Source organism: Streptomyces sp. SL06, from assembly GCF_058244745.1.
Map to the genome: position 1 here is coordinate 901,321 of NZ_JBSYOT010000002.1, position 14,425 is coordinate 915,745.

Annotated in this window: 10 protein-coding genes and 1 pseudogene; 6 read left to right on the forward strand and 5 right to left on the reverse strand. The window is 72.9% G+C overall.

Translation table 11 applies throughout. The features are described 5' to 3' along the window. The first annotated feature begins 194 nt into the window (after positions 1–194). On the forward strand, positions 195–788 hold the full coding sequence (idi, locus tag AC4IHM_RS03980; protein ID WP_490865694.1) for an isopentenyl-diphosphate Delta-isomerase: 594 nt from the start codon (positions 195–197) through the stop codon (positions 786–788). Positions 789–797: 9 nt separating this feature from the next. Here the strand turns inward: idi and AC4IHM_RS03985 are convergent, their stop codons facing one another. Beyond that, a complete protein-coding gene (locus AC4IHM_RS03985; protein WP_490865695.1) occupies positions 798–1,250 on the reverse strand; it encodes an ATP-binding protein in 453 nt (150 codons plus the stop codon). A gap of 203 nt (positions 1,251–1,453) precedes the next feature. Between AC4IHM_RS03985 and AC4IHM_RS03990 the strand changes: the two genes are divergently transcribed. Together AC4IHM_RS03990 and AC4IHM_RS03995 are read left to right on the forward strand one after the other, a co-directional pair. Continuing rightward, complete coding sequence (locus AC4IHM_RS03990; RefSeq protein ID WP_490865696.1) at positions 1,454–2,209, forward strand: enoyl-CoA hydratase/isomerase family protein; 756 nt, start codon at positions 1,454–1,456, stop codon at positions 2,207–2,209. A gap of 132 nt (positions 2,210–2,341) precedes the next feature. Further along, a pseudogene (locus tag AC4IHM_RS03995) lies at positions 2,342–4,712 on the forward strand (Tex family protein). Between the two features lie 111 nt (positions 4,713–4,823). Here AC4IHM_RS03995 and AC4IHM_RS04000 read toward each other — a convergent pair. Both AC4IHM_RS04000 and AC4IHM_RS04005 read right to left on the reverse strand, forming a co-directional pair. Next, positions 4,824–6,467: an ABC-F family ATP-binding cassette domain-containing protein gene (locus tag AC4IHM_RS04000; RefSeq protein ID WP_490865697.1), complete on the reverse strand. Its 1,644-nt coding sequence runs from the start codon at positions 6,465–6,467 to the stop codon at positions 4,824–4,826. A gap of 35 nt (positions 6,468–6,502) precedes the next feature. Next, on the reverse strand, positions 6,503–7,534 hold the full coding sequence (locus AC4IHM_RS04005; RefSeq protein WP_490865698.1) for an oxidoreductase: 1,032 nt from the start codon (positions 7,532–7,534) through the stop codon (positions 6,503–6,505). 66 nt (positions 7,535–7,600) lie between these two features. On the opposite strand from AC4IHM_RS04005, the gene AC4IHM_RS04010 reads away from it, so the two are divergent. Beyond that, a complete protein-coding gene (locus AC4IHM_RS04010; protein WP_490865699.1) occupies positions 7,601–8,554 on the forward strand; it encodes an FAD-dependent oxidoreductase in 954 nt (317 codons plus the stop codon). A gap of 42 nt (positions 8,555–8,596) precedes the next feature. On the opposite strand, the gene AC4IHM_RS04015 is transcribed toward AC4IHM_RS04010, so the two are convergent. Further along, on the reverse strand, positions 8,597–10,327 hold the full coding sequence (locus tag AC4IHM_RS04015; RefSeq protein WP_490865700.1) for a BCCT family transporter: 1,731 nt from the start codon (positions 10,325–10,327) through the stop codon (positions 8,597–8,599). Positions 10,328–10,406: 79 nt separating this feature from the next. Then, the gene (locus AC4IHM_RS04020; protein WP_490865701.1) at positions 10,407–11,681 is read right to left on the reverse strand and encodes a M14 family metallopeptidase; all 1,275 of its coding nucleotides are present in this window, start codon (positions 11,679–11,681) and stop codon (positions 10,407–10,409) included. A 423-nt stretch (positions 11,682–12,104) separates the two neighbouring features. On the opposite strand from AC4IHM_RS04020, the gene AC4IHM_RS04025 reads away from it, so the two are divergent. Together AC4IHM_RS04025 and AC4IHM_RS04030 are read left to right on the forward strand one after the other, a co-directional pair. After that, positions 12,105–13,598: a M1 family metallopeptidase gene (locus AC4IHM_RS04025; protein ID WP_490865702.1), complete on the forward strand. Its 1,494-nt coding sequence runs from the start codon at positions 12,105–12,107 to the stop codon at positions 13,596–13,598. An 87-nt stretch (positions 13,599–13,685) separates the two neighbouring features. Continuing rightward, complete coding sequence (locus AC4IHM_RS04030) at positions 13,686–14,417, forward strand: MerR family transcriptional regulator (RefSeq protein WP_490865703.1); 732 nt, start codon at positions 13,686–13,688, stop codon at positions 14,415–14,417. Positions 14,418–14,425 lie beyond the last annotated feature (8 nt).

A 14,425-nucleotide genomic window follows, 5' to 3' on the forward strand; every position in this document is an offset into this window, starting at 1 on the left:
CCGCGGTGGCGCCCCGGACGGTTCCCGGGCCGCGGCGCCGGGCACGATCATCAATCGGACCCCTCCTCGGTGTCCGACCGGCGACGACCGCCGCCCGCGCCGGGGCGTGGGACATGCGGGCGCGCCGGGAAGTGCCGAGAGTGCCGGATTCGTACGGCACACTTGGGGCGCGAGGACCGATGTGAAGGATGGGTATGCCGATCACTCCTGCCACCGCGACGCACAGTTCGTCGAACGGCACCGCAGACGCCATTTTGCTGGAACTGGTCGACGAGAACGGCGTGACGATCGGCACCGCGGAGAAGCTCTCCGCGCATCAGCCGCCGGGGCGGCTGCACCGCGCCTTCTCGGTGTTCCTCTTCGACGAGCGCGGCCGGCTGCTGATCCAGCAGCGGGCGCTGGGCAAGTACCACTCCCCCGGTGTGTGGTCCAACACCTGCTGCGGCCACCCCTACCCCGGCGAGGCCCCCTTCGCGGCGGCGGCCCGGCGGACGTACGAGGAGCTGGGCGTGTCCCCGTCGCTGCTCGCCGAGGCGGGCACGGTGCGCTACAACCACCCCGACCCGGCCTCGGGGCTGGTCGAGCAGGAGTACAACCACCTGTTCGTCGGCCTGGTGCAGGCCGAGCCGCGGCCCGACCCGGAGGAAGTGGCCGCGACGGCCTACGTGTCCCCGGCCGAGCTGACCGAGCGGCACGGGAAGGACACCTTCTCGGCGTGGTTCATGACGGTGCTGGACTCGGCCAGGCCGGCCGTCCGCGAGCTGACGGGCCCGTCCGCCGGCTGGTGAGCGGCCGGCCTAGCGCGGGGTGAGCTTGAGCGGCAGGGCGGCCCAGATCACCTTGCCGCCGCTCGTCGTGTGGGCCACGTCGCAGGCCCCGCCCGCCTCCCGGGTGGTCTCCCGGACCAGGAGCAGCCCGCGCCCGCCCGTCCGCCCGTGGTCGGTCTCCAGGGCGGTCGGGCGGTAGGGGTGGCTGTCCTCCACGGACACCCGCACCCACTCGGGCCCGACGGCGACCTCCACGGCGAGCACCGGCGAGAGCACCGCCGCGTGCCGGACCGCGTTCGTGACCAGCTCCGAGACGATCAGCAGCAGGGACTGCGTCACGTCGTCGCAGACCGGTACGCCCTGGCGCACCAGCAGGTCCCGCACGGCGTGCCGGGCCTGCGGTACCGACGCGTCCACGGCGGGGGCGGTGAACCGCCAGACGCCTTCGTACGGCAGCGGCCCGGCGGTCCCGCTCTCGTCCATCGTCCGGTCGCCATCCTTGGGCTCGATTGTCACCACACCCCTGAGTGTTGGTAACGCATCGCTCCCCTCCGGAGGACTGAACACAAGTCAGCGGATATCGAGCGGTTCTGATCGTTGGCGTATGACACGGTCGGTTGTGGGACCACTCCTGTCCTGCCTGCCCGGTCCGCGCGACCCCATCATCGGCCGATAACATCCGCCGCATGGAGCCGCAGCTGCTGCACCGGGTCGCCGACTCGGTCGCCACCGTCGTCGTCCACCACCCGGCCAAGCGCAACGCCATGACGGCAGGGATGTGGCGGGCGCTGCCCCGGCTGCTCGACGAGCTGGCCCGGGACCCGGCGGTACGGGCCCTGGTGCTCACCGGTGAGGGCGGGACGTTCTGCGCCGGGGCCGACATCTCGACGCTGCGGGACTCGGCCGACCAGGCGCAGCGGCTCGCCGTCCGTGCCGAGGAGGCGCTCGCCGCGTTCCCCAAGCCGACGCTCGCGGCGGTCCGCGGGCACTGCGTGGGCGGCGGGGCGCAACTGGCGGCCGCCTGCGACCTGCGGTTCGCCGAGGCGTCGGCGCTGTTCGGGGTGACCCCGGCCCGGCTTGGGGTGGTGTATCCGGCGTCCGCGACCCGGCGGCTGGTGGCGCTGACCGGGCCGGCCACCACGAAGTACCTGCTGTTCAGCGGGGAGCTGATCGACGCCGAACGGGCGCTGCGCACCGGCCTGGTCGACGAGGTGCTGCCGGACGGCGAACTCGGCAAGCGGGTCGCGGAGTTCACCCGGGTACTGGCGTGCCGCTCGCAGCTGACGCAGGCCGCGGCGAAGGAGTACGCCAACGGACGCACCGACCGGGACGGCCACTGGGCGGCGCAGGCACGCGGCAGCGACGACACCGCGGAGGGGGTCGCCGCCTTCCTGGAGCGCAGGCAGCCGCGCTTCACCTGGAGCGTGCCCACGCCGGGATGAACCGGCGGCCGCGGGCCGTGCTCCTTGCCTCCGGGTCGGTCCCGACCTGCCCGGAGGGCGGCCTGATCCCCGATTGTCGGCGCCACCTGCCACAATTGCCGCGCAACCTCTGTGAGAAGGCGGTACGGGATCGTGACCACACCCGGGTCCAGCGCGTCCGGCGCGCTTTTCGACGTAGGGTCCATCGAAGGAAGGATCGCCGAGGAACTCGGCGTGCGGGAGCGGCAGGTGAAGGCCGCGGTCGAGCTGCTCGACGGCGGCTCGACGGTTCCCTTCATCGCCCGCTACCGCAAGGAAGCGACCGAGATGCTCGACGACGCGCAACTGCGCACGCTCGAGGAACGGCTGCGCTATCTGCGGGAGCTGGAGGAGCGGCGTACGGCGATCCTCGACTCGGTGCGCGAGCAGGGCAGGCTCACCGAGGAACTAGAGGCGCGCATCCGCACCGCGCAGACCAAGGCGCGCCTGGAGGACATCTACCTGCCGTTCAAGCCCAAGCGGCGCACGAAGGCGCAGATCGCGCGCGAGGCGGGTCTGGAGCCGCTGGCCGAGGGCCTGCTCGGCGACCCGTCGGTCGATCCGCACGCCGCGGCCGCCGCGTTCGTCGACGCCGGCAAGGGGGTGGCGGACACCCAGGCCGCCCTGGACGGAGCGCGGTCGATCCTCACGGAGAAGTTCTCGGAGGACGCCGACCTGATCGGTGAGCTGCGGGAGCGGATGTGGGTGCGCGGGCGGCTCGCCGCCAGGGTGAAGGAGGGCAAGGAGGAGGCCGGCGCGAAGTTCGCCGACTACTTCGACTTCGCCGAGCCGTTCACCGAGCTGCCCTCGCACCGGATCCTCGCGATGCTGCGCGGCGAGAAGGAGGACGTGCTCGACCTCGTCCTGGAGCCCGAGGAGGCCACCGAGGGGCCCTCGTCGTACGAGGGGATCGTGGCGAGCCGGTTCGGGATCGCCGACCGCGGCCGGCCCGGGGACAAGTGGCTGGGCGACACCGTCCGCTGGGCCTGGCGCACCCGCATCCTGGTGCACCTCGGCATCGACCTGCGGCTGCGGCTGCGCACGGCCGCCGAGGACGAGGCGGTGAACGTGTTCGCGGCGAACCTGCGCGACCTGCTGCTGGCCGCCCCGGCGGGCACCCGCGCGACGCTCGGCCTGGACCCGGGCTTCCGTACGGGCGTGAAGGTCGCCGTGGTCGACGCGACCGGCAAGGTCGTGGCCACGGACGTGATCCACCCGCACGTCCCGGCCAACCGGTGGGACGAGGCAATCGCCAAGCTGGCGCGGCTCGCCAAGGAGCACGCGGTCGAACTGATCGCGATCGGCAATGGCACGGCCTCCCGCGAGACCGACAAGCTCGCCGGGGAACTCATCGCCAAGCAACCGGAGTTGAAGCTGACCAAGGTGATGGTGTCCGAGGCGGGCGCCTCCGTGTACTCCGCCTCCGCCTTCGCCTCCCAGGAACTCCCGGACATGGACGTTCTCGTTGCGCGGCGCGGTGTCGATCGCCCGTCGGCTCCAGGACCCGCTGGCCGAGCTGGTGAAGATCGACCCGAAGTCGATCGGCGTCGGCCAGTACCAGCACGACCTGTCCGAGCTGAAGCTGTCGCGCTCGCTGGACGCGGTGGTCGAGGACTGTGTGAACGGCGTGGGCGTGGACGTCAACACCGCGTCGGCGCCGCTGCTTTCGCGCGTGTCCGGCATCACCTCCGGACTCGCCGAGAACATCGTCGCGCACCGTGACTCGAACGGGCCGTTCACGTCCCGGACCGAGCTGAAGAAGGTGTCGCGGCTCGGACCCAAGGCGTACGAGCAGTGCGCGGGCTTCCTGCGGATCCGGGGCGGCAGCGACCCGCTGGACGCGTCCAGCGTGCACCCCGAGGCGTATCCGGTGGTGCGCCGGATGGTGAAGACCACCGGGCAGGAGGTGGCCGGTCTGATCGGCAACACCTCGGTGCTGCGGTCGTTGAGGCCGACGGACTTCGTGGACGAGACGTTCGGTCTGCCGACGGTCGGCGACATCCTGAAGGAGCTGGAGAAACCCGGGCGCGACCCGCGGCCCGCGTTCAGGACGGCCACCTTCAAGGAGGGCGTGGAGAAGATCTCCGACCTGTCCTCCGGGATGGTTCTGGAGGGCGTCGTCACGAACGTCGCCGCCTTCGGGGCGTTCGTCGATGTCGGTGTGCATCAGGACGGGCTGGTGCATGTGTCGGCGATGTCGAAGACGTTCGTGAAGGATCCGCGGGATGTGGTGAAGCCCGGGGACATCGTGAAGGTCAAGGTGATGGACGTCGACATTCCGCGGAAGCGGATCTCGTTGACGCTGCGGCTGGACGACGAGGCCGCGCCGCGCGGCGCGCAGGGGGAGCAGAAGCGGGAGCGGGGCGGGAAGCCGCCTCGGCAGCGCCAGCAGCGGCAGGGCGGCGGAAAGGGGCGGTCCTCGGCGGCCGCCGCTCCGTCGAACGGGGCGATGGCCGACGCGCTGCGGCGGGCCGGGCTGGCGTAGGCGCGGGGCGCTGGGGCCGGCCTGGGTGGGTGCGCGAACCGGCGCTTGCCGGGTGCCGCCGCGCCCGCCCGTGCCGGCCCGGCGGCCCGACTGCCCGCAGCCGGGCGGCGGTCATGACGCCTCCGTCACCCTGCCGTCCGTCACCTCCAGGCGGCGGGTCACCCTGACCGCGTCCAGCATGCGGCGGTCGTGGGTGATCAGGAGGAGTGTGCCCTCGTAGGCGTCCAGGGCCGATTCGAGTTGCTCGATGGCCGGCAGGTCGAGGTGGTTGGTCGGCTCGTCCAGGACGAGGAGGTTGACGCCCCTGCCCTGGAGGAGGGCGAGGGCGGCCCTCGTGCGTTCGCCCGGGGAGAGGGTCGACGCCGGGCGCACGACGTGCTCCGCCTTGAGGCCGAACTTGGCCAGCAGGGTGCGGATCTCCGCCGGTTCCGTCTCCGGGACGGCGGCGTGGAAGGCGTCCAGCAGGGCCTCGGAGCCGTAGAACAACCGCCGGGCCTGGTCGACCTCGCCCAGCAGGACGCCGGAGCCGAGCGCCGCGTGCCCGGTGTCGAGCGGGACCCGGCCGAGGAGGGCGCCGAGCAGCGTCGACTTGCCCGCGCCGTTGGCTCCCGTCACCGCCACCCGGTCCGCCCAGTCGATCTGGAGGGACACCGGGCCGAGCACGAAGTCACCGCGCCGGACCTCGGCGTCGCGCAGGGTGGCGACGACCGCGCCCGAGCGTGGCGCCGAGGCGATCTCCATGCGCAGGTCCCACTCCTTGCGCGGTTCCTCGACGACCTCCAGGCGTTCGATCATGCGCTGGGTCTGGCGGGCCTTGGCGGCCTGCTTCTCGCTTGCCTCGCTGCGGAACTTGCGGCCGATCTTGTCGTTGTCGTTGCCCGCCTTGCGCCGGGCGTTCTTGACGCCCTTGTCCATCCAGGAGCGCTGCGTCTGGGCCCGGTCCTGGAGGGACGCCCGCCTGCCGGCGTACTCCTCGTACTCGTCGCGGGCGTGCCTGCGGGCCACCTCACGTTCCTCCAGGTACGCCGCGTAGCCACCGCCGTAGAGGTTGATCCGCCGCTGGGCGAGGTCGAGTTCGAGGACCTTGGTGACGGTGCGGGTGAGGAACTCGCGGTCGTGGCTGACGACGACGGTGCCGGCGCGCAGGCCGGTCACGAAGCGTTCCAGGCGCTCCAGGCCGTCCAGGTCGAGGTCGTTGGTCGGCTCGTCGAGCAGGAAGACGTCGTAGCGGGACAGGAGCAGCGAGGCGAGTCCGGCCCGCGCGGCCTGGCCGCCGGACAGGGAGGTCATCGGCTGGTCCAGGTCCACGGTCAGGCCCAGTGCGCCGGCACTCTCCCCGGCGCGGTCGTCGAGGTCGGCGCCGCCGAGGGAGAGCCAGCGCTCCAGGGCCGTCGCGTAGGCGTCGTCGGCACCCGGGGCGCCGTCGACCAGGGCCTGGGTGGCCTCGTCCATGGCGCGCTGGGCCTCGGTGACGCCGGTGCGGCGGGCCAGGAAGGCCCGGACGGTCTCGCCGGGCCTGCGCTCCGGCTCCTGCGGGAGGTGTCCGACGGTGGCGGTCGGCGGGGACAGGCGCAGCTCGCCCTCCTCCGCGGCGCTCAGCCCGGCGAGCATCCGCAGGAGGGTGGACTTGCCCGCGCCGTTGGCCCCGACGAGCCCGATCACGTCGCCGGGCGCGACGACGAGGTCGAGCCCGGAGTACAGGGAGCGGTCGCCGTGGCCGGCGGCGAGGTTCTTGGCGACGAGGGTGGCAGTCATCAGACCGTCGATCCTAACGGCGCCGCGCCGCCCGTTCAGCCGGATACCGTCCGCGCCACCGCCGTCACCAGCACGCTTCCCGACGCCCGCGCCACCACGAAGGACTCGCCCCTCACCGCCCCCGCGTCCAGGGCGACGCGGTGGCCGCCCGCTTCGAGGACGCCGTCGAAGGCCTCGTGCGCGTGGACGCGGCGCAGGCGGTCGAGGCGGTACACGGTGAGCCGTACCCGGCAGGGCGAGGTGACCTCGATGTCCGCCCGGGGGCCGGCCGCGGTGAGGCGGGTCAGCCGGCGCCGTTCGGCCGGGCCGCGGTCCAGGGCGTGTTCGATCTGGGCGACGAGCAGCGGGACGATCGGGGCGAGGCCGTCGACGTGGGCCACCTCCACCCCGGCGTCCGCGAAGGCGCGGCGTACGGCCGCCCGCTCCTCCTCGGTGACCGCGCGGCCGAAGGCGACGGCGCCGTAGGACCGCAGTTCGTCGGCCGGCACGGCACCGGCGTCCTGGGTGATGTCGGCGCCGATGCCGATGGTGCGCAGCGCGGCGGCGAGCCTGGCGAGCAGGGCGACGCGGGCGCCGATCAGCAGGACCCGGTGGCGGGGGTGCGCCGTGCCGTCGAGCAGGGGGGCGAGGGCCGTGCGGTACTCGGCGCCGGAGAAGCGGTACGGGCCGATGCCGCGGTAGGCGTTGAACTCCAGGTCCGCGTGTTGGCCGGTCTGCCAGGCGAAGTCCCGCCAGACGAAGTCGTCGCCCTCGCGCCGGATCACGGCGGTCACCGCGCCGCAGGCCAGGTCCTCGCACTCGGGGCAGCCGTAGATGACGTACCGGCCGCCGGGCAGGGGCGCGTCGGTCTCCAGGAGCAGGCTGCGGACCTGCGCGGCGAAGATCGCGGGCGGCACGTCGGAGGCGAGCGGGGAGACGGCGTCCAGGTCGCAGAGGCGGAACAGCAGGGGTCGTCCGTCGACGATGAAGTCCAGGAAGTCGCGGTGGACCTGGAAGTCACCGTCGGCGCGGACACCACCGGCGCGCATCGCCGGTGCCAGACCGAAGGTCGCGTACTCGGCAGCCATGCGCCGAGTATTCCCGGGGCGGGACGGCTCGGAGAACGGCCCGGGGCGCTCCGCTACGGTTCTGGTGTGGAAACCGAACTGGAAAACGATGTCGTCGTGGTCGGCGGCGGGGTGATCGGGCTGACGACGGCCGTCGTTCTCGCCGAGGCCGGCAGGCGGGTGCGGCTGTGGACGCGGGAGCCCGTCGAGCGGACCACCTCGGTGGTCGCGGGTGGACTGTGGTGGCCGTACCGCATCGAGCCGGTCGTGCTGGCGCGTACGTGGGCGCTGCGTTCGCTCGACGTGTACGAGGATCTGGCGACGCGGCCCGAGGAGAGCGGCGTACGCATGGTCGAAGGGGTGCTCGGCGAGACCGGACTGGACGAGGTGGGCGGGTGGGCGGCCACCAGGCTGCCGGGGCTGCGCGCGTCCACCGCCGCGGAGTACGCCGGGTCGGGGCTGTGGGCGCGGCTGCCGCTCATCGACATGTCGACTCATCTGCCGTGGCTGCGGGATCGGCTGCTGGCGGCGGGCGGGGTGGTGGAGACGCGCGCCGTGGCCGATCTGGCCGAGGTCCGGGCACCGGTCGTGGTCAACTGCACGGGGCTGGGCGCCCGGGACCTGGTGCCGGACGCGGCGGTGGGTCCGGTGCGCGGGCAACTGGTCGTCGTGGAGAACCCCGGCATCCGCGACTGGCTGGTCTCCACCGATCCCGTCTCCGGGGAGGTGACGTACTTCCTCCCGCAGCCCGGCCGGCTGCTGCTGGGCGGGACGGCCGAGGAGGACGCCTGGTCCACCGAGCCGGACCCGAAGACCGCGGAGGCGATCCTGCGGCGGTGTACGGCGCTGCGGCCCGAGATCGCCGGAGCGCGCGTGCTCGCGCACCTGGTGGGCCTGCGGCCGGCGCGGGACGCGGTACGGCTGGAGCGCGAGACGCTGCCGGACGGACGGCTGCTCGTGCACAACTACGGGCACGGCGGTGCGGGCGTGACGGTGGCCTGGGGCTGCGCCCAGGAGGCGGCCGGCCTCGCCGCACCCTGACGGGGACGCCGGCCCGGCGGGAGTGCCGGGCCGGCGCGCCGGTCAGTCGTGCTTGCCGATCGGGTCGCCCTCCACCTCCGTGCCGGCGCCCGGTCCGATGCGGATCTCGAACTCGCCCTCGTACTGCTTGTGCCCCTCGATGACGGCCAGTCCGACGGCTTCGGAGGCCATCTCGCCGCGCACGATGAGGGGGTCGCGGCGCAGATCCCGCATGAGGGCGACGCACATGAAGACCATCACGACGACGAAGGGCGCCGCCGCGAGGATCGTGAGGTTCTGCAGACCGGTGAGCGCGTCCGCCTTCCCGCTGCCGATCAGGAGCATGACGGCGCCGACCGCGCCGGTCACCACGCCCCAGAACACCACCACCCAGCGGCTGGGTTCGAGCGCGCCCTTCTGCGAGAGGGTGCCCATCACGATGGAGGCCGCGTCGGCGCCGGAGACGAAGAAGATGCCGACGAGGATCATCACCAGCAGGCTGGTGGCGGTGGCGATCGGGAACTCCTGGAGCACGGCGAAGAGCCGGCCCTCGGGGGTGGTGTCGTCGCCCAGGCGGCCCTGCTCCTGGAGCCTCATCGCCGAGCCGCCGAAGATCGCGAACCAGATCAGGCTGACCGTGCTCGGGACCAGGATGACGCCGCCGATGAACTGGCGGATGGTCCGGCCCCGGCTGATGCGGGCGATGAACATGCCGACGAAGGGCGTCCAGGAGATCCACCACGCCCAGTAGAAGACGGTCCAGCTGCTCAGCCAGTCCGCGACGCCCTCGCCGCCGCTGATCTCGGTGCGGCCGGCCAGTTCGGGCAGGTCGCCGAGGTAGCCGAAGACCGAGGTCGGCAGCAGGTCGAGCATGAGGATGGTCGGGCCCGCCACGAACACGAACACGACGAGGAGCAGGGCCAGCACCATGTTGGTGTTGGACAGCCACTGGATGCCCTTTTCGACGCCGGAGACCGCGGAGGCCACGAACGCCACGGTCAGCACCGCGATGATGCCGACCAGCAGCCCGGTACTGACCTTGTCCATCCAGTCGAGCTTCTCCACGCCCGAGCCGATCTGCAGGGCGCCGAGGCCGAGCGAGGCCGCGGACCCGAAGATCGTCGCGATGATGGCGAGGATGTCGATGACCCGGCCGCTGACGCCGTTGGCGTGCTTCTCGCCGATGAGCGGGGTGAACACCGCGCTCATGGTCTGCCGGCGGCGCCTGCGGAAGGTGCTGTAGGCGATACCGAGGCCGACCACCGCGTAGATCGCCCACGGGTGGAGCGTCCAGTGGAACAAGGTGGTGGCCATGGCCGTCTCCATGCGGTCGCCGGAGTCGGCCGGGTTGGTGCCCGGCGGGGGCGTGGTGTAGTGCGCCAGCGGCTCGCTCACGCCCCAGAACATCAGACCGATGCCCATGCCCGCGCTGAACATCATGGCGACCCAGGACACCGTGCGGAACTCGGGTTTCTCGCCCTCGACGCCGAGGTGGATACGGCCGTAGCGGCTCGCCGCCAGCCAGAGGGCGAAGACCACGAACCCGGAGGCGGCCAGGGTGAAGGCCCAGCCGCCGTTGTGCATGAGCCCGCCGAGCAGGGTGTTGGAGGCGTCCTCCAGCGAGTCGGTGGCGACGGCGCCCCAGACGACGAAGGCGACGGTCAGCGCGGCCGTGACACCGAACACGACGCGGTCGGTGCGAGGCTTCGTCTCCTGTCCGGTCAGGCCCGCTTCCGAACCCGGCAGCGTGCCCCTTTCGTGGTGTTCGCTCTCGCTTGGTCGATCCTGCGTCACAGGCGGCACCTTTCACGTCGGTCGGGCCGAAAACAGTGCTCCGCCGCGCCTTTGCCGCACGCGGCGCGGAACCCGCCCCTCAGCAGCGGGTGTCGGGCTCGCCCACCGCCAGGTGGTGCGTCGCGCGCTCGTCCAGGAGCAACGGCACCAGCGCGCGCAGTGGCTGGCGCAGTGGTACGTAGGCGCCCTCCCCGGTCCGGCGGACCTCTACACCGTGCAGGGCCAGTTCGTCGCCGATCTCCGTGTACTGGGCGGAGGTGAGCCGGTAGCCGCAGGGCGGGTCCTGGATCACCTCGGAGGGCTCGGCCGGGTCGTCGTCCGCGCCGCCGAGGTACACCGGCCCGCTGTCGGTCAGGCCCGCCCGGCGGGCGGCGGCGGTGGCCGCCTCGATCGGTCCGCGCCGTCGGTCGGCGAAGCCGAACAGGCCGTGCAGGGCGGCGAGCTGGGAGTTCACCCGGCGCCGGTTGTTCAGGGCCGGGTCCCGCCGCTCGGCGTCCGTGCGGGGGTCGATGCGGGTTTCGACGAGCAGGCCGACCGCGTGTTTCACGCCGGACATGTTCCGCAGGATGCGTTCCTGGCCGGTTCCGGCGATCCGTCCGACCGGCTCGCCGGTGGCGGGGTCGGTCGGGATGCCGTAGGTGCCGGTCGAGTAGCCGGCCCGCTCGGCGGCGGGGCGGACGTACGCCCCGGACAGGGTCCGGGCCTCGTCGTGGATCCGCGGGTGCGTGTTGAGGTTGCGGGGCCAGAGGTCGAACAGGTCCCTGTCGTAGTACGGGGGTTCGGCGGCGTACTCGTGCAGGTCGTAGATGACGCCGGGATGCCGGTCGCGGATGACGGCGGCCAGGGCGCGTGCCTCGGCCGTGCGCAGGGCGAGGTGGTCGCGGTTGACGTCCACGCCGTCGCCGTTTCCGCGGGTGCCCGCGGCCCTGCCGTCGGGGTTGGCGGTGGGGACGACCAGCACGGTGGTGCGGTCGAGGAAGCGCCGGGTGCGGGGGTCCGTGGTGTACGCCAGGTCGCGGACGGTGGACAGGCAGGCCTCGCGGCCGGAGGGCTCGTCGCCGTGCTGGCCGCACACGAGGAGCACCTTGTCCGGGGCGGAGCGCCTGCCGATCGTCACGAGCCGCAGCGGGCGGTGCCGCTTCGTGGTGCCGACGCGCTCGACGGTGACGTGGCCGCTCGCCCGGTCGGCGGCGGCCAGGAGTGCCCGCTCCTCGGACTGGGTGGTCCAGCGGGCGCCGTGCGTCTTCTCGAAGCCGGTGCGGGGCGGCGGTGCGGCGGCGGAGTGGGCCGGTGCGACGAGGAGGGAGGCGGCGAGGGCCGCGGTGGTCACGGCGAGGGTGCGCGGGCTGTTCATCGGCCTCCCTTCGGGACACGGCGGGTCGTGCGCGGCGCGGCGGTACCGCCGACGAACGGTACGCGCGGTGGAGTTCGGAAGCGGCCCACGTCCGGTGTCGGCGTGTCGGCGGGCGGACCGACGAGGTGCCCGCCGGCCCGGCGGGGGGCGGGTCCGGGCCGCCGCGGCCCGGGGTTCGCCGTCGCGACGGGGGAGGTTGCCGTGGGGGCGGGCGTGGCCGCGAGCGGTCCGCGGGTCCTGGCGCGCGTGCGGGTCGGCATGGGCGGGACGGTACAGGGGCGGGCTGCCGGGCGGAAACGGCAACGGGGGCCGCGTGACGGCCGAATGGCGATCGTGTGACAGGAGGGGTCACGCGCACGACCGCTCGCACAAGGACTGCCTAGGCTCCGAACAGACTTCGTGCCCCTACGACTTGGAGCTCTCGTGCACCGCAGAATCCTCGTGCCGGGCGCGCTGGGCGCCGCCTGCCTCATGCTGGCGGTCCCGGCGTCGGCGGCCACCCACTCCCCCGGCGCCCCGGGCATCGGCGACCCCTACTACCCGGCGTACGGCAACGGCGGATACGACGTCTCCCACTACGACCTGCGCCTGAAGTACCAGCCGGCCACGGACCTGCTGGAGGGGACGGCGACGATCCTGGCCCGCACCACCGAGGACCTGTCGCGGTTCAACCTGGACTTCCTGCTGGACGTCGAGGAGGTACGGGTGAACGGCGCCCCGGCGTCGTACAGCACCTCGGGCGAGCACGAGCTGGAGATCACCCCGAGGAGCCCGCTCGACAAGGGCACACCCGTCACCGTCGTCGTCCGCTACAGCGGCGTACCGTCCTCGAAGCAGGCGTACGGCTTCACCAGTTGGCACCGCACCCCGGACGGCGGCGTGGGCGCGAACGAGCCCGAGGCCGCGGCCTGGTGGTTCCCCAGCAACGACCACCCGCTCGACAAGGCCACCTACGACGTGTCGGTGCAGGTGCCCGACGGTACCCAGGCCATCTCCAACGGCACGCTCCAGTCCACGAGTTCGCGGCTCGGCTGGACCCGGTACAACTGGCGGTCGGAGCAGCCGCAGGCCACCTACCTCGCCACGCTCGCGGTGGGCAGGTTCGACCTCACGACCGGCACGACCGAGAGCGGCATTCCGGTGATCAACGCCTACAGCAGGGACCTGGGCGCGAACGACGGTGCCGCCCGAGCCGGCGTGGAGCGCACCGGTGAGATCGCCGACTGGCTCAGTGAGTACTTCGGGCCCTACCCCTACGACGCGCTCGGCGGGTACGTGCCGAACACCGACACCGGGTACGCGCTGGAGACGCAGACCCGGCCGTTCTACAGCCCGCGGCAGTTCGCGAACGGCTCGAACGTGTCCGTCGTCGTCCACGAGCTGGCCCACCAGTGGTACGGCGACCTGGTCTCCGTGCGCGGCTGGAAGGACATCTGGATCAACGAGGGCTTCGCGCGCTACGCCCAGTGGCTGTGGTCCGAGCACGAGGGCGAGGGCACGGCGCGGGAACTGGCCGACTACACGTACGCCTCGTATCCGGCGGACGACCCCTTCTGGACGGTGCGGCCGGGTGACCCCGGGCCGGAGAACCAGTTCGACGCCGCGGTCTACGACCGGGGCGCGCTGGCCGTGCAGGCGCTGCGGAACGAGATCGGGGACGCGGACTTCTTCACCGTCCTGAAGGGCTGGCCGCAGAGGTACGCCCACGGCAACGCGTCCGTCGCCGACTTCCGGCGGTACGCCGAGGAGGTCTCCAGCAGGCCGCTGGCCGCGCTGTTCGACACCTGGCTGTTCCAGCCGTCGAAGCCGGACGCGCCTGCGGCCCGCGCCGGGTCGCCCGCGAAGGCCTCGGGCGCGCCCGCGCAGCCCCGGTCGTGGCGGAAGATCGCCGCGACGAACGACGTGCACGAGCACTGAGCGTGACTCCACACAGGGTCCTTCGGCCGTCTCCACCCGGTGCCCGGGAGGTTTCACAGCACTGGTGAGACAGCGATACTGCTTCGCATGACGACGACCGACACCGAGGAGCCGGGCCTCACGATCGACGAGCTGGCCGCGCGGGCCGGTGTCACGGTGCGCACGGTCCGCTTCTACGGCACCAGGGGACTGCTGCCGCCGCCCGTGATCGGCCCGCGCCGGGTGGGGCACTACGGCCGGGTGCATCTGGCCCGGCTGGCGCTGATCGAGGAGTTGCGGCACCAGGGCATGACGCTGGCCGCGATCGAGCGCCATCTCGGGCGGTTGCCGCGGGATCTGAGCGCCCACGACCTCGCGCTGCACCGGGCGGTGGTGGCCTCCTGGGCGCCGGAGACGGTGGAGAGCGTGACGCGCGAGGAGCTGGACCGGCGCGCGGGCCGGGCGCTGACCGACGCGGAGGTGGAGCGGCTGACGGCGATGGACATCGTCGTCAGGGACGCGGACGCCCCGGAAGGCGACGCCCACCGCGTCGACACCGGGCTGCTCGGGCTCGGCGTCGAGCTGCTCGACGTGCCCTTCTCCCCCGAGACGCTCCGCGCCGCCCGCACGGCCCTCCTGGAGCACTCCCGCGCCGCCGCGCGCGACCTGTCGCGGCTGCTGCGTGACGCGGTCGCCGAGCGCGACGCGCGGGACGTGCGCTCCCTGTCCGCCCATATGCATCCCCTCGTGGTGCAGGCGCTGCTGACCACGTTCCAGCGGTCGTTGCGCGAGGAGTTGCGGGAATGGCTCGACAAGGACCCTGCCGAGGGAACCGGGTGATCCGGGTG